The sequence below is a fragment of the Halostagnicola bangensis genome (assembly GCF_054653435.1).
Map to the genome: position 1 here is coordinate 1,467,322 of NZ_BAAIGG010000002.1, position 15,111 is coordinate 1,482,432.

Annotated in this window: 16 protein-coding genes and 2 tRNA genes; 9 read left to right on the forward strand and 9 right to left on the reverse strand. The window is 59.6% G+C overall.

What is annotated here, in order from left to right; all coding sequences use genetic code 11:
* From rpoB to ACYQ14_RS08990, 3 genes are read right to left on the reverse strand one after another with little or no spacing between them, the layout of a single operon-like run.
* Nucleotides 1-1,830 carry a DNA-directed RNA polymerase subunit B gene (gene rpoB, locus ACYQ14_RS08980; RefSeq protein WP_459887258.1) on the reverse strand — a complete coding sequence of 610 codons (1,830 nt, stop codon included), beginning with the start codon at nucleotides 1,828-1,830 and terminating at the stop codon, nucleotides 1-3.
* A gap of 6 nt (nucleotides 1,831-1,836) precedes the next feature.
* Nucleotides 1,837-3,417 carry a DNA-directed RNA polymerase subunit B'' gene (locus ACYQ14_RS08985; protein WP_283836782.1) on the reverse strand — a complete coding sequence of 527 codons (1,581 nt, stop codon included), beginning with the start codon at nucleotides 3,415-3,417 and terminating at the stop codon, nucleotides 1,837-1,839.
* Nucleotides 3,418-3,645 (reverse strand): DNA-directed RNA polymerase subunit H, encoded by a 228-nt coding sequence (locus ACYQ14_RS08990; protein ID WP_459887260.1) that lies wholly within the window; start codon nucleotides 3,643-3,645, stop codon nucleotides 3,418-3,420.
* Nucleotides 3,646-3,942: 297 nt separating this feature from the next.
* Here ACYQ14_RS08990 and ACYQ14_RS08995 point away from each other — a divergent pair.
* Nucleotides 3,943-4,015, forward strand: a tRNA-Asp gene (locus ACYQ14_RS08995).
* Nucleotides 4,016-4,276: 261 nt separating this feature from the next.
* Here the strand turns inward: ACYQ14_RS08995 and ACYQ14_RS09000 are convergent.
* On the reverse strand, nucleotides 4,277-4,480 hold the full coding sequence (locus ACYQ14_RS09000) for a hypothetical protein (RefSeq protein ID WP_459887262.1): 204 nt from the start codon (nucleotides 4,478-4,480) through the stop codon (nucleotides 4,277-4,279).
* Between the two features lie 227 nt (nucleotides 4,481-4,707).
* Between ACYQ14_RS09000 and ACYQ14_RS09005 the strand changes: the two genes are divergently transcribed.
* Nucleotides 4,708-4,780 (forward strand) — tRNA-Asp (locus ACYQ14_RS09005).
* A 1,013-nt stretch (nucleotides 4,781-5,793) separates the two neighbouring features.
* The gene (locus ACYQ14_RS09010) at nucleotides 5,794-6,246 is read left to right on the forward strand and encodes a DUF7382 domain-containing protein (RefSeq protein WP_459887264.1); all 453 of its coding nucleotides are present in this window, start codon (nucleotides 5,794-5,796) and stop codon (nucleotides 6,244-6,246) included.
* Here the strand turns inward: ACYQ14_RS09010 and ACYQ14_RS09015 are convergent.
* Both ACYQ14_RS09015 and thpR read right to left on the reverse strand, forming a co-directional pair.
* Complete coding sequence (locus tag ACYQ14_RS09015) at nucleotides 6,227-6,988, reverse strand: protein-L-isoaspartate O-methyltransferase family protein (protein ID WP_459887266.1); 762 nt, start codon at nucleotides 6,986-6,988, stop codon at nucleotides 6,227-6,229. The genes ACYQ14_RS09010 and ACYQ14_RS09015 overlap by 20 nt on opposite strands.
* Before the next feature lie 145 nt (nucleotides 6,989-7,133).
* Complete coding sequence (gene thpR / locus ACYQ14_RS09020; protein WP_459887268.1) at nucleotides 7,134-7,691, reverse strand: RNA 2',3'-cyclic phosphodiesterase; 558 nt, start codon at nucleotides 7,689-7,691, stop codon at nucleotides 7,134-7,136.
* Nucleotides 7,692-7,854: 163 nt separating this feature from the next.
* Between thpR and ACYQ14_RS09025 the strand changes: the two genes are divergently transcribed.
* Together ACYQ14_RS09025 and ACYQ14_RS09030 are read left to right on the forward strand one after the other, a co-directional pair.
* Complete coding sequence (locus tag ACYQ14_RS09025) at nucleotides 7,855-8,616, forward strand: tetratricopeptide repeat protein (RefSeq protein WP_459887270.1); 762 nt, start codon at nucleotides 7,855-7,857, stop codon at nucleotides 8,614-8,616.
* A 30-nt stretch (nucleotides 8,617-8,646) separates the two neighbouring features.
* The gene (locus tag ACYQ14_RS09030; RefSeq protein WP_283836962.1) at nucleotides 8,647-8,937 is read left to right on the forward strand and encodes a DUF424 domain-containing protein; all 291 of its coding nucleotides are present in this window, start codon (nucleotides 8,647-8,649) and stop codon (nucleotides 8,935-8,937) included.
* A gap of 53 nt (nucleotides 8,938-8,990) precedes the next feature.
* Here ACYQ14_RS09030 and ACYQ14_RS09035 read toward each other — a convergent pair whose 3' ends face one another.
* Nucleotides 8,991-9,872 carry an ABC transporter permease subunit gene (locus ACYQ14_RS09035; RefSeq protein ID WP_459887272.1) on the reverse strand — a complete coding sequence of 294 codons (882 nt, stop codon included), beginning with the start codon at nucleotides 9,870-9,872 and terminating at the stop codon, nucleotides 8,991-8,993.
* Nucleotides 9,869-10,864: an ABC transporter ATP-binding protein gene (locus ACYQ14_RS09040; protein ID WP_459887274.1), complete on the reverse strand. Its 996-nt coding sequence runs from the start codon at nucleotides 10,862-10,864 to the stop codon at nucleotides 9,869-9,871. The genes ACYQ14_RS09035 and ACYQ14_RS09040 overlap by 4 nt, the downstream gene beginning before the upstream one ends.
* Nucleotides 10,865-11,063: 199 nt before the next feature.
* Between ACYQ14_RS09040 and ACYQ14_RS09045 the strand changes: the two genes are divergently transcribed.
* From ACYQ14_RS09045 to ACYQ14_RS09060, 4 genes are all read left to right on the forward strand, one after another.
* A complete protein-coding gene (locus ACYQ14_RS09045) occupies nucleotides 11,064-12,311 on the forward strand; it encodes an aminotransferase class V-fold PLP-dependent enzyme (protein WP_459887276.1) in 1,248 nt (415 codons plus the stop codon).
* Nucleotides 12,312-12,452: 141 nt separating this feature from the next.
* Nucleotides 12,453-12,713 (forward strand): DUF8015 family protein, encoded by a 261-nt coding sequence (locus ACYQ14_RS09050; RefSeq protein WP_459887278.1) that lies wholly within the window; start codon nucleotides 12,453-12,455, stop codon nucleotides 12,711-12,713.
* 163 nt (nucleotides 12,714-12,876) lie between these two features.
* Complete coding sequence (gene sufU / locus ACYQ14_RS09055) at nucleotides 12,877-13,296, forward strand: Fe-S cluster assembly sulfur transfer protein SufU (protein WP_459887280.1); 420 nt, start codon at nucleotides 12,877-12,879, stop codon at nucleotides 13,294-13,296.
* A 169-nt stretch (nucleotides 13,297-13,465) separates the two neighbouring features.
* Entirely contained in the window at nucleotides 13,466-13,870 is a 405-nt protein-coding gene (locus tag ACYQ14_RS09060; RefSeq protein ID WP_283836771.1) for a hypothetical protein, read from the forward strand.
* Nucleotides 13,871-13,925: 55 nt separating this feature from the next.
* Here ACYQ14_RS09060 and radA read toward each other — a convergent pair whose 3' ends face one another.
* Nucleotides 13,926-14,957 carry a DNA repair and recombination protein RadA gene (gene radA, locus ACYQ14_RS09065; protein WP_283836770.1) on the reverse strand — a complete coding sequence of 344 codons (1,032 nt, stop codon included), beginning with the start codon at nucleotides 14,955-14,957 and terminating at the stop codon, nucleotides 13,926-13,928.
* Between the last annotated feature and the right edge of the window lie 154 nt (nucleotides 14,958-15,111).

Genomic DNA, 15,111 nt, shown 5'->3' on the forward strand with positions numbered 1-15,111 from the left:
TTAGACGGCGTCTACTAGTTCCAGTCGTGGTGCGATACCCAGCGCCTTCATCTCGTCCAAGAGGAGCTTGAACGCGTAGCTCATCTCGATCTCGTGGATGTCGGTCTCCTCGTCACAGTTCGGGCAGTAGACCCGGCGCTGCTCGACGTTCTCGACCGCGCTCATCCCACACTGCCCGCAGATGTTGATGAACTCACGGTCGGATTCGTCGAGGAGTCGCTCTTTGAGGGTCATCGCCGCGCCGTGGCCGATGAAGACGTCCCGTTCCATCTCACCGATACGGAGGCCACCCTCGCGGGCACGACCCTCCGTCGGCTGGCGAGTGAGAACCTGCACGGGCCCGCGAGAGCGAGCGTGCAACTTGTTCGAGACCATGTGGTAGAGCTTCTGGTAGAAAATGATCCCGACGAAAATCTCGGCCTCAATCTTCTCGCCCGTGATGCCCGAGTACATCGTTTCCTTGCCCGACGACTCGAAGCCGGACTCCTCGAGTCCGCCCCGGAGCTCGTCTTCGTCCTCGCCGAGGAACGGCGTCCCGTCGACGCGGCGGCCTTCCATCGCGCCGAGTTTCCCGCCGATCATCTCGAGGATGTGTCCGACCGTCATCCGCGACGGCAGTGCGTGCGGGTTAAGCACGAGGTCGGGGACGACGCCCGCTTCGGTAAACGGCATGTCCTCCTGGGGTGCGAGGTGGCCGACAACCCCCTTCTGGCCGTGCCGAGACGCGAACTTGTCCCCGAGTTCGGGGATCCGTTCGTCACGCACGGATACCTTCGAGAGCTTCGAGCCGTCCTCGCCTTCCATCAGCGTGACCGTGTCGACGACACCGCTCTCTCCCGACCGCATCGTGACGCTGGTCTCCCGACGTTTCTGTGGCGAGAGGCCACCCATATCGTCGGGCTCCTCGAGGAAACGTGGCGGGCTCGTCTTTCCGAGCAGCACGCTGTTTTCGTCGACCTTCGTTTCGGGGTTAACCAGTCCGTCCTCGTCTAAGTGCGTGTAGGCTTCCTCGCCTCGAGCCCCGCGGACGTCCTGTGAGGGAATCTCGAATCGATCCTCCTGTCCGCCGGGGTAGCGTCGTTCCTCGCCCTCGTAAGTTCGGAAAAAGTGCGAACGAGCGAGGGCGCGTTCGACCGAGGCCTTGTTCATGACGAGGGCGTCCTCAATATTGAATCCCTCGTAGCTCATCACGGCGACGACGAAGTTCTGTGCGGCGGGTCGGTCGTCGAAGCCGATCTGCTCGGTCGTCTGGGTTTTGACCATCGAGAGCTGCGGGTAGTGTAGCAGATGCTGGCGCGTGTCCGGACGAATTCGATAGTTCGCCGACGGCAGTCCTAGCGACTGCTTGATCATCCCTGCACCCATCGTAATGCGCGGCGAGGCGTTGTGTTCCGGATACGGAATCATCCCCGCACCGATCCCGAAGATGAGCTGGGGATCGATCTCGAGGTGCGTGTGGCGTTCGTTGAGATCGTCCTCCTCGACGGCCACGTAGATGTCCTCTTCCTCCTCGGCGTCGATGAACTCGATGTAGCCGTGAGCGACGAGATCTTCGAACTCGAGTTCGTCGTTACGAAGCGCTTCGATCTCGTCGTCGGTAATTCGCGGTTCGCCGTCCTCGACGACCAGTAGGGGCCGTCGCGCTCGTCCGGCGTCGGCGTTGATGATTACTTCGCGCGTGCGATCTTTCACGGAGACGTTGACCATCTCCGAAACGTCGCCGATACGTCGCGCTTCGCGGATCTGTTCGGCAAGTTCGTGCGGATCCTCGTGTGTCCCCACCAGCGATCCGTTCACGTACACCTTGGCTTCTCGTTGTTGGCTACTCATTGTTGGTTAGTCGTCTGCTGGCGATGTCGTACGCTCGATGCCTTCGAGGCCCGGAATTCCTTCGACCCCCATCGATGCCAGTTCGCGTTTGAGTCCCTGTTCGTCCTCGACGTTCTGGGAGAGTTCCATCGCCTGCGCGAAGTTCTTCACCAGTCCGCAGTTCGGTCCTTCCGGCGTCTCCGAGGGACAGATGCGACCCCACTGGGTCGCGTGTAAGTCCCGCGCCTCGAAGTGTGGCTGCGACCGCGAAAGCGGCGACCGCAGACGGCGGAGGTGAGAAAGAACTCCCATGAAGTCGGTTCGGTCGACCAGCTGAGAGACGCCCGAACGACCGCCGACCCAGTTCCCCGTCGCGATCGGGTGCTCGAGGCGTTCGGTGAGCACATCCGATCGCACGACGGTGTTGACCGACAACTGACGATTTCGCATGTTTGCACGCTCGAGCTGGTACTTCACGTCCCGGGCCAGCTTGTTCAGCGCAGTTCGGAACAGATCCTTCATCAGGTCGCCGCTGACCTTCAGTCGCTTGTTCGCGTAGTGGTCCTTGTCGTCGGATTCTCGGCGGTCGAGTGCGAGCTCGAAACACGCCTCGGCCATCCGACAGAGGTAGTGGGCCTTGTTGATTCGGACGTCTTCTTCCTCGACACCGTCCTCGTGGAGGTGGGGAAGCAGGTACCGATCAATGACGTAGTTCGCCCGTTTGAGCTGGTAGTTCTTGCCCTGACCGGAGGCGACGCGTTTCCCGAGTTCCTCGATCGCTTGCTCTTCGCTCTGGACTTCCGCTTCCTCCAGGTTCTCGAGCATGTACTTGACGACCTCGGGGTCGTTCGACACCTTGTGGACGATCTCCTCGTCGGACTCGAGGCCGAGCGCGCGGACGAGCGTGACGAAGTTGATCGAGCCCGATACGGATGGGAACGAAACCTCGAGCAGTCCGTCTCGCGTCCGTTCACACAGCACGAGTGCGCGATAGCCACGGCGCTGGGAGAACGTCTTGGCGACCTGAATCTCGTCGCCGTATTTGGTGTCATACTCCGCGAGGATCTTGTTCGGTGCGAGGTCCTCGCTGGTCATCAGCACGCGCTCGGAGCCGTTGACGATGAAGTAGCCACCGGGATCGGCGGGGTCTTCGCCGATGTCGATCAGTTCCTGATCGGAAAAGCCCGCGATATTACACTTATCGGAGCCGACCATGACCGGCATCCGACCGATCTTCGTCTCCGTGGAGTCGACGACCCGCTGGTCGCCCTCCTCGCCCTTGACGATGGACATCTCCATGAAGACCGGCGCGGAGTAGGTGATGTTCCGGAGTCGAGCCTCCTGTGGGTAGAGTAGCTCTTCGGAGCCGTCGGCCTCCCGAACGCGGGGCGTGACGACGCGGACGTCACCGAGTTCGACGTGGACCGGTTCCTCGCCTTCCTTGTCGCCGATGTCCGTGTCGATCGTCTCCTTCTCGTCGACCACCCGCTGCATCCCCCGGTTAAGGAAGGAGTTGAACGAACGGTAGTGGTGTTCTGCGAGTCGTTCCCTCGAGAAATATTCGCGCGAAATGTCCCGTCGTTTTTCTCTGTTAAGTTCTGTTGCCATTTATTCCACCACGAGTCGGTAAATTACCGCTTGATCAGTCGTTCGTGAATCCCGAACGATTTTGATTACGTCCCCGGTCTCCGCGTCGTCGGGCAGTGCGGGGTCGTTGCGTTTGATTTTCGGCAGGTCTGTACGGTCGATGTCGTACTCGTCGAGTACTTCATCGAGGACATCGTCCTCGAGGATAGTGTGCTCTGGAACGAGTTCGTGTTGGCTTACGTCTACCATGGGTTGTGCTGGGCTATGGGGAGAGAAGCTGCTGTCACGAGATACTACAGAGACGTATCGGCGGCAGGCAGTTAAGAGTTTCTAAGTCGGACGCAAGCGTAGCGCTATCCGGCCGGCCAAACCTGACCGGAGTAGCCGTTCACACTCCAAAATACCCCGTTATCAGTTAAATCCCTTTTGGGAACTGTTGTTTCGTTGATTTTTCTTGGAGGAACGACCCTCCTCGAGAGCCACTACCATACAGCGACCGAGTAAGAATCCTTAAGAGTGTCACCGTGAAAGGAATGGTTGTCAGGTGCCCGGGTGGTGTAGTGGCCCATCATACAACCCTGTCACGGTTGTGACGCGGGTTCAAATCCCGCCTCGGGCGCTTTTTCGAGAACTAATACGACGAGCGAAGCGAGTCGCTTTTTCGATTTGTATACTCGTGAGTGACCGGCGAAGTCGTGAGCCAGTGAGACCGTAGCCCGGAACGGCTCTACTGGGTCCAAATTCCACCTCGAGCCGTACCTGATTCTACTTCTCGAGCGAACAACAGTGTAGCAAACGAGAACTGAGATCATCAACTATCCAGCTACAATGCAGTATGGCGAGTCCCTGAACGAAACGCAATCGATCATGACTGGCCGGGTTAGCCATCGCTGGCGATCCCCTCGAGTGACCGAAAGAGCACCACGACCGCGGCGAGTGTGAGTCCCATCGTTAGCAGAGCGGTGAGAACCTGTAGTTCATAACCCCCGATCCAGGTAGTGATCCAAAGTTGCATTCCGACCGCAAACAACAACACAAGTCCGAACGCGCGGGTTCGATCCGCACCAACATCATCGATGGCCACCTCCAAAAGTAGCGACCCCGGTTATGGTCGTAGTGGAGGGGTGCACCTCTTAGGGACTGGTAGCTATGACGTCAAATTTCTCCGGAATAGGAGAGGCGGGAGCGGAGCAAACGGAAAGCCAAGTTCGAACGCTCGAGAATTGCCTCGACATCCCCGTTTCGCACTACCACGCGGCCCTCGATTGGAAAGCCTTAATACCATCACCGGGAAAGGAATGATTGTCAGGTGCCCGGGTGGTGTAGTGGCCCATCATACAACCCTGTCACGGTTGTGACGCGGGTTCAAATCCCGCCTCGGGCGTTTTCCTACTTTCAACTTCTGAGCGAGGAGCTTCTGTGACGAGCGAAGACTGAAAGTAGGAAAACACAGACAGGGATTTGAATCCTGGAAGTCGCAGCCCGCGCAGGCTCCTCGAGCCGAGCAGGACCGTCTTCCTTCGGTTCAAATCCCGCCTCGGGCGTTTTCTGCTGACGCTACATCATGAGTGAGGAGTGTAACGACGAACGAGTGACAGCATCAGCGAAACGCACACAAGGGTTTTGAATCCTGGAAGTCGCAGCCCGTGCAGGCTCCTCGAGCCGAGCAGGACCGTCTTCCTTCGGTTCAAATCCCGCCTCGGGCGTCTTCTTCCGCGAACAATTTTGACGAGCACCGCGTAGCGTGTGCTCGTCTTCGTGAGCGGGAACGACGGCATAAGGAATTTGAACTAAAGAGCACGCAGCCGAGCGAAGCGAGGTCGTGCGACCGTAGTTCAAATCCCGCCTCAGGCGCTTTTTCGAGAACTAATACGACGAGCGAAGCGAGTCGCTTTTTCTCGAAAACCTAACAAGGGATTTGGATACAAGTAGTCGCACCGCCCGGAACGGTCGAACGAAGTGAGGCCGCATGCCCGGAACGTCTACGCACGGGTTCAAATCCCGCCTCAGGCGCTCTCTCGAAATTCAACCTCGTGAGCAACCAGCTTGTTGTCTTACGGGCTTCTCGAGTTCTGAAGATGCTGATCTCGTTCGAGTGATCTCCTCATTTCAACGCCCACTCGGAGGGTTCGAGGCCGAGTTCATGGACAAGCCCCACCCTAAGCGCTTTAATGATCGAGAGAAGTATTGGGAACAGCTGTACGAGGGAGTACCACTACAGGCCCCAGCTGCCGATAAGTGGGGTAGACCCCATTCCCAGAACTTAGCTAATTCATTATAGCGCTTAGGGTGGGTAGTTGACCGCTCGAGCAGACGGAGACAATGGAACACGAACAGACGATCCGCTCACGCTGAGCCAGACGTGAGTTTATATACCAATAGTCTTCCAAACGGCGTATGCGAACGCTCTCACGATTTCACGAGGACGATCGAGCGATCGAAGGACTGCCGATTCGGCTCGTCATCGCACTCGTTGTCGGTGTTGCCTGCCTCGGGATCATGATGAACATGCTCAGCGGCATTGGAACGCTCTCGGAGACCGAAGTCGACGTCGAAATCGATCCGACGACGATTCCCGCGGGTACGGAAGAAGACGTCAATATAACCGTTATCGGCGAAGACGGAAACGATGTCGAAGGCGCGACCGTCATCGTCTCGAGCGGGAGCGCGTCGATCAATGAAACTGTAGATAACGAAACGGACAGCGACGGGACCACCATACTGAACCTCGAGCCCGAAATCAGACAGGGGCAGGGAACGGGAACGCTCGAGGTCGACGTCCATCCGCCGACGAGCACCGACTACGTCGACGAGCAGGCGAACAACGACATCATCGTGACCGAGGACTGATCGCGTCGTCCCACTCGATCCACTCCTGTTCCCAGCCCCGGCGAGACTGGGCGTGTCGAACGGCGTGTTCGCGATCCTCTCGAGCGGTTCGGTTTCGCTCGACGGCACCCGACTGTTCACCCTCGACCAATAGCGGATCGAACGAAACGGCACCACGTTCAACTTCCACCGGTGACCCGTCGGCCGAAACGGCCGTCAGCCGTTGGGTGTGGCTCCCCTGTGGATACACGAGACGGCCACTGTCAGCCAACTGCTGGAGAAGCGCTTGCGGCGGGGAAACCGCGGCCGCCTCGAGAAGAATTCGATCGAACGGTGCGTACTCCGGAAGTCCGTACGCGCCGTCCCGACAGTCGACGAGAATGCCTTCGTAGTCCGCGTTCTCGAGGTTCGTTCGCGCCTCGTAGACGACGGGGCGAGCGATATCGATCGCGTGGACGTTCGTCTCGCCGACGAGTTCGGCGGTGACGGCCGCCGTGTAGCCGACGCCGGCACCGACGATCAAGACGTCGTCGTCCGCCTCCGGAGAAAGAACCTGTAGCAAGCGGGCGACAACGCTCGGGGCGAGGATTCGCGTTCCCAGACAGTCGGTATCCCGATCGGCGTACGCCAACTGCTCGTCGTCGAAGAACTCGTGACGAGGGACCTCACGCATCGCGACGCCGATGTCGTTGTCGGTGAGGATCCCTTTGGCCGCGGATTCGAGCCCGTCGACCATATCTTCACGTAATACCGCCAAATCCATACGACGAGTAAACTGCCGGTGGTAATCAAAGACGCGCTTGCGTTACTGTGCGGCCTTCCGGTGGGGACGCGACCCCCCTACTTCCACCGAAATCGGCGAGCAACGAACTCGAGTACTCGAAAATCGGCTACTCCGACAAGATCAACTAGCCAAGCGACAAACGCTCGACCGTCGAATAGCGCGGTCCGTCCCGCGAAAGCGTACTCTCGGTCAACCGAACCGACGTAACACGGATTCCGCCGATAGTTGGATCTCGATTTCGAACCGTCTCCTGCACCAAATCCTTCCCACCTGCGTGTTCCATTCGCGCGAGCGTAACATGTGGTGTGAAATCGTGTTCCTCCGGTTCGAAGCCCATCGCCGTCGTTCGAGCTTCGATCGTTTCGTGTAACCGACGGAGCTGATCGCCGCCCGTTTCGACGCCCAGCCAGACAACACTGATGTACTCGAGGTCCGGAAAGACGCCGAGGCCGCCGAATCGAACGGTAAACGGGTCGATGTTGGCATCGGCGACGGCGGCCTCGAGTTCGGATTCGAGTTTCGGGACCTGATCTTCGTTGACATCGCCGAGGAATTTGAGCGTGATATGCGCCTGGGTAGGATCGACGAAGTTCAGCCCGCTGGCGTCCTCGAGTGCCGTCTGGAGATCGGCGACAGACTCCGTGAGTGTCTCGGGAAGGTCGATGCTGACGAACAGTCGCATGGGTAGCGATTCGGTGGGGAGGGTATTCAACGAACGGGGAGCCGCGACGCTCGAGAGGAAACCAGCGTCGTCCCGTTTTCCTCGCGGGGTAAAGCGTGCACTGAGGAATTCTCGGTTGGCGAGGGTCGCAGGTCTTAACAGTCGTCGCCGCCAAAAAATTGCAATGACCGAACGAGAGAACGACCGAGATCCCGAACATCAGTACTCCGAGGGGGAAGGGATCGACCAGTCGTACGACGAGTTCGATCTCGACCCGCCCGAGCTCGGCGTCGATCCGACGAAAGTCGACCCAGTCGACTCCCGAGCCGTCACCGACCTCCTAGACGAACGGAATATCGGGAGCGAGGACGTCGATGCCGAAGAACTGCTCGAGGTCGGCTTGAGCTACATGCGGATCAACCGCCACGAGCAGGCAACCGAAGCCTTCGAACGGGCGGCCAACTTCGCCGAAGACGACCTCGTCGAACAGGAGGCGTGGGTGAACAAGGGTGTCGCCCATTCGGAACTCGAGGAGTACGATCAGGCGATCGGTGCCCACCAGGAGGCGCTTCGAATCGACGACGAGAGCGAGCACGCGGCGAGTGCGGAGACGAACCTGGCCTACGCACTCTGGGAGTTCGGCGAGACCGCACAGGCACTCGAGCACGCCGAGCGGGCCGTCGAAATCGACGAGCGATTCGCACAGGCGTGGTTCAATCGTGCCTTTTTCCTCGCCGAACGGGGGCTCGCCGAGGAGGCCCACAACTGCATCGACAATGCGATTCGTCTCGGACTGCGAAACGCACAGGTTCTCGAGGAGAAGGCGCGAATCCTCGAGGAACTGGGCGAGTACGACGAAGCAGAAGAGATCGCCGAGGAGGCCAACGAGATGCGCGAGAGCGCCGAGGAGCGACTCGTTGAAGAGCGCCAGCAGCTACAGGAGTAGTCGTAACCACCGATGGAATCTGAGAGAGACATGCTCGTGACGGAACGCGAGACGCCGGAGGGGTTGCTCGTCGCCGTCTGTGACCGGGCAGTACTCGGAGAAACCTTCGAAAGCGATGATTTTTCCTTGACTGTCACCGAGGAGTTTTACGGTGGCGACGACGCCGACGAAGAGGCGGTCGCACACAGCCTCGCTCGAGCGACCGTCGCTAACATCGTTGGTCAGAAGTCGGTCGACCTCGCGATCGACGAAGGGATTGTCGACGAAGCGAACGTGCTCGAGGTCGGTGAGACGGTCCACGCGCAGTTGTTGCGGATGTGAGATGGCCGCGGTCGATGAGGAGATAGCTGCGGTCGAGAAGTCGATGGCGCGACTTACAGCTCCGCTCTCTGGAATCGATAATACCCGATAGCGACGGGGGCGACGAGCCAGAACAGGAGAACGACGATGCCGAACCACTCCTGTAAGAAGAATGGTGCGTCTCCCGATCCGGCGTAGCGCTCGGCCGGCGTCAGCTGGTAGGCTTCGGTGGACTCGAGTCCGTACTGGAACTGGAAGGGAAAGATACCACCGTCGACGAGGGAATTCGCGAAGTTCGTGTATGCGAATATTGGATTGAACTGATCGATCAGTAGGTACCACGTTTCCACTTCGAGGGGTGGCCCCTCGTCGTAGATGAGATAGTACGTACCGGCGGTGAGGAGTTCCCAGAGGGCGACGAACACCATGTAGATCCCAACGACGATAGCCATTGATCGACCGCGGGAGGAAACGCTCGCAGAGACCCCGACAGCCATCCCGACGAACGTGATTCCAAATAACACGGTGAGCGCGCCGAACGCGAGCCAGTCGGTGAACGGGACCGACCGAAACAGAACCAAGCTGAGGACGAACGCGACGACGAACGCGATGACAATAGCGACCACGACGACGCCGATTCGCCCGAGTAATTTGCCGAGCACGATGTCGATCCGGTTCGGTGGAAGCCCGAGCAGGAGCTTGATGCTTCCCGATTGGCGCTCGCCGACGACGGCCATATAGCCGACGATAAGTGCGGCAACCGGCAGGACAACCTGTATCGGAAAGTTGAGGAAACCGAGCGCTTCGGAGGCGACCACGTCATCGAGAGTAGCCCAGATAGCAACGTACCCGATGACAACAATGCCGACGAACAATCCGACTATTCCCCAGAGCAATTTCGATCGTCCAGCATCGGCGAAATCCTTTCGAGCGACGGTGGCGATATGTGACGTCATCCGGCCACCTCGCTGTCCGGGTTCTGGGTCACAGGTTCGGTGGTATCCTCGGAAGCAATGTGCGAACGCTGGGCTCGCTCACTATCACCGTTCGTCAACGTCGTGAACAGCGACTCGAGGGACACCTCCTCGATTCGGATGTCGTGAATCGTCGCGCCCGTCCGCGTAAGTTCCGTGACGACTGTCGCCTTCGCCAGTGGATCGACGACGGAGCACTCGAGCGTCTGCCCGGAGACGGAGGCCGCGGTAACGCCCTCGATCGACGCGGCAGTCTCTCGAGCGTGTTCATCGGCGTCCGCGAGGGTAAGCGTCATCGTCGCGCCGCCGCCGATAGATTCGCGCAGACCTTCGATCGTGTCGACCGCGACGAGGTGGCCGTCGTTCAACACGCCGATTCGGTCACAGACTGCGTCGACGTGCTCCAAGATGTGACTCGAGAAGAAGACGGTTGTCCCTCGGTTGGCCTCGCTCCGGACGAGTTCTTGCATTTCGCGGATTCCGTGTGGATCGAGCCCTGAGGAAGGCTCATCCATGATCAACAGATCGGGGTCGCCGACGAGCGCCATCGCCATCGCCAGTCGCTGGCGCATTCCCGTCGAATACTCGCCCGCTCGGCGACGACGATCCTCGGGAGCTAATCCGACCCGCTCGAGAAGGTCGTCTGGATCGTCGTCGGCGCCTTTGGTCTCGATCGCGAACTCGACGTGGCGGCGACCCGTCAATCGAGGGTAGCAATCGAATCCTTCGGGAAGGACGCCGACGCGAGGACTGATCCGATCCGCTTCCTCCTGAGCGTCGTAGCCGAGTACCGTTGCCGACCCCTCGGTCGGGCGCGTAAAATCCAGCAGCGTGTTGATCGTCGTCGACTTGCCGGCCCCGTTTGGGCCGAGAAACCCGAACACTTCCCCCTCTCGAACCTCGAGGTCGAGATCGGCGATTGCAGTCAAGTCGCCGTATCGTTTCGTCAAATCGGACGTGCGGATTGCAACCATCGTGCGGGCCCTACCACATTGTGCGTTATAATTCGACAGCCAGGGTTTCAACTCGAGAAGGAGCGGGCCCTCGTTGGAAAGTATCGGAGACAACGCGCCGACGCCATCAGATCGGCGTAGCTGGCCGGTCGAGCGTCGACTCCGTAAAGACGGGGGTGGACCGAAGGAGTGTTTTGTCTCCAGTCCCTCTTATTTACCAATGAGTCAACGAAACGTCGGCACGCTCGATATCGAGCGTATCCGGTCGGACTTCCCGATTCTCGAGCGGGAGTTCGACGACCAGCAGGTGGTCTACCTCGACAACGCGGCGACGACCCAGACCCCCGATCCGGTTATCGACGCGATGAGCGACTACTACCGCTACACGAACTCGAACGTCCACCGAGGCATCCACCACCTCAGTCAGGAGGCTTCGGAGGCCTACGAGCGAGCCCACGACCGCGTCGCCGAGTTCATCGGCGCGAGCGGCGGCCGCGAAGAAGTCATCTTCACGAAGAACACGACCGAGAGCGAGAACCTCGTCGCCTACTCGTGGGGCCTGAACGAACTCGGCCCCGGCGACGAGGTCGTGCTCACGGAGATGGAACACCACGCCTCGCTGGTCACCTGGCAACAGATCGCCCACGAGACGGGCGCGGACGTGAAGTACATTCGAATCGACGAGGACGGCCGTCTCGACATGGACCACGCACGCGAGTGCATCACTGACGACACCGCGATCCTCTCGGCGGTCCACGTCTCGAACACGCTCGGCACCGTCAACCCCGTCACTGAGTTGACCGAACTCGCCCACGAACACGACGCGCTGTCGTTCATCGACGGTGCGCAGGCGGTCCCGAACCGACCGGTCGACGTCGAAGAAATCGGCGCCGACTTCTATGCCTTCTCCGGACACAAGATGGCCGGTCCGACCGGAATCGGCGTCCTCTACGGAAAGAAACAGCTACTCGAGGAGATGGAGCCCTACCTCTACGGTGGCGGAATGATCCGGAAGGTCACCTTTGAGGACTCCACCTGGGCGGACCTCCCCTGGAAGTTCGAACCCGGCACGCCACCCATCGCCGAGGCCGTCGGTCTCGAGGCTGCGATCGACTACCTCGAGGAGATCGGCATGGAACGGGTTCAGGCCCACGAAGAGGAGTTAGCCGAGTACGCCTACGAACAGCTCGAGGCCGAGGGAGACATCGAAATCTATGGCCCCGAACCCGGTCCCGACCGAAGCGGCCTCGTCGGCTTCAACCTCGAGTCGGTCCACGCCCACGACCTCGCCTCGATCATGAACGACCACACGGTCGCGGTCCGAGCCGGCGATCACTGTACCCAGCCGCTCCACGACAAGCTGGGGGTCGCAGCGTCGGCTCGAGCGTCCTTTTACGTCTACAACACGCGCGAGGAAATCGACAAGTTGGTTGCGGCGATTGATGATGCACGCCAGTTGTTCGCGTAGACAAACACGGTCGTCGGCGGAGTGATACGACCGCGGGACTTCCAAAAACAGTATCGCCGGACGGCCCCTCTGCATGTCAATTCTCCTCACACGGAATTTTTCACTTTCAGTCACGTATTCGGTATCGCCGAGGTGAGAACTATGTACGAGACACCACAGGACGTTCCCAAACGGGATCCGTTCGAGACCCTGGTCGACGTTCTCACCGCGGCGACCCGATACGACCTCGCGCTCGGGATCATCCCGATCGCGTTCGCGGTTGCGCTGGTCGCCGCGTTCGTACTGGCTATTCCGGTACAGTACGCACTGTTGCCCGCAGCAGTCGTCGGCGTCGTGGTCGTCGTCGACGCCTGCTACCTGAACCCGCCGGTCGATCCCGACCAGGGTTCGGACACAGCATAGACCATCAACCGTTCTTTCTTTGGAATCGATCGAGCGTCTCTCCACACCGATTAGCGGTACTCGAGTCGTTCGGTTTCCGTGGCCGAGACACAACCGAGCGCCGTTCGGGGCGGACGCGGCCCCGGAATCCTTTTACAGCAGACAGCCGTATCCGTATTCAATCATGGGAATGGGTTCGGATATGTATCGACAGCAGATCCTCGACCACTACAAGAGTCCCCGCAACTACGGGGAGCTCGAGGATCCGACCTTCACGCACGTCGGGGAGAACCCGATGTGTGGCGACGAGATTCAGATGGACGTCAAACTCGAGGACGACGAGGAGACGATCGAACACGTCGCGTTCTCCGGCGACGGCTGTGCGATCAGTCAGGCTTCCGCGAGCATGCTTTCGGGTAAACTCGCGGGGAAGACGATCGACGAACTACTCGAGATGGATCGGGACGACATCATCGACATGCTCGGCGTCGAGATTTCGCCGATGCGGATCAAGTGCGCCGTCCTCGCCGAGAAGGTCGCACAGGACGGGGCGAAAATCTACCGCGGCGAACTGGACAAGTCGAAGACGTCGACTGAAGACTGAGCTTTCCTACCCTGTGTTCGTTGGGCCGGTTATCGTCACGTCATCAACCATAACCGGTTCGATGGCGTGATTTTGTCCCCGTTCACCGATCCACTTGCAGTTCGTTCTCGGTCGTCGAAAGGGACGTTGCAACCCGATAGCTTACCCTCGAGACGACCGTTCGTCCGATATGGTCGAAACGGCGGTCGGATTCGTCCTCGGCGCAGTCATCGGAGCGATAGCGACGGCAGCCGGCTCGTACCTGCTGTACTGGAAACGCGAGCGCGACGCGACGAAGCGGCTCCGGCAGGCGTTCAGCGAGGAACTTCGAGCGTACAAACACGTCGACGAGATTATCGACGACGGCGGCTACGAACGGGTGACGACCAGCGTCGAGAATCCGGTTATCTACGAGTCGGCCGCGGGCGATCTCGGTCTCCTGACCGAAGCCGAGATCGGGAAGCTGGTGGCCTTTTACAGTTCGTTGTACTGGTTGCAGGGGCTCGAGGACCCCGAGGATAAGAAAGAACAAATCGAGGAGGTTACGGAGATGCGTCAGGCGGCGCTCGAGGCATTGGGTAATTCGAGCGAGTGAATAGCAACAATCGAGCGAACAGTTCCGAGTGTGTCGGGACGGTTCCAGCTTCCGACTACTCCGGCTTCAGTCCCTCGTCCTGTACGCGCATTACGCCCTCGCCGTCGGCGAGGTTCGGCGCGTCGACCAGTCGGACGATCCGTTTGTCGGCTTTGGACTTTCGGAGGTAGATACGGAACGTGGACTTGTGGCCGAGGATGTTCCCACCGATCGGCTGCGTCGGGTCGCCGAAGAACGAGTCGGGATTCGAGGCGACCTGATTGGTGACGATGATGGCCGCGTTGTAGAGGTTTCCAACCTTGTCGATGTCGTGAAGGTGCTTGTTGAGTTTCTGCTGTCGGTCGGCGAGGTTACCACGGCCGACGTACTCCGCGCGGAAGTGGGCGGTCAGCGAGTCGATACAGAGTAGTCGAACCGGGTACTCCGAGTCTTCCCGTTCGCTCGCTAGTTCTTTGGCCTTCTCGGCGAGCAGCATCTGGTGGTTCGAGTTGAATGCCTTTGCGACGTGAATCTTCTCGAGGATGTCCTCGATGAGAGTATCAAGCGTGGCTTCGTCGTCAGGTGATCCTTCGATTTCGCGGTCCTCGAGGGTCGCTTCGATCGCCTCGTCGGGGAGGCCACGAACCATGTCGTCGATACGTTCCGGTCGGAACGTGTCTTCGGAGTCCACGAAGATGGCGCTCCCGTGGAGTCCGCCGACTTCCTTCGGAAGCTGGACGTTGACGGCCATCTGGTGGGTGACCTGAGACTTCCCCGCACCGAACTCGCCGTACACTTCGGTGATCGACTGGGTCTCGATACCGCCGCCCAGCAATTCGTCGACCTCGTCGATGTGCCAGCTGAGTTTGCCGATCTCGTTTCGTCGCTCAAGAACCGTCGAACCGGTTTCGAAGCCACCGATGTCAGCTTCGTCGCGGGCCGCGCGAACGATATCGCTCGCGGTAGACTCGCCCACATCGGCCGTATTCGAGAGTTCCGACGGAGCGGCGACGGCGAGACTCTGGAAAGAATCAAAGCCTGCATCGTAGAGTTTGTCTGCGGTTGCCGGTCCGACACCAGGGAGTGCTTCGAGGTCTGCGTCTGCCATACTCAGTCGTTGTGCCGGTACCCGTATAAAGCCTCGTTAACAGGGAAGTGAAAGTGAAAGTGCGCGACTGCGTCGGGGTAAACAGATTCGTATCCGAGAGTATAACCGGCAAGAGAGAATCGGCGAACGAACCGATCGCTGGCGGCTGACAGTG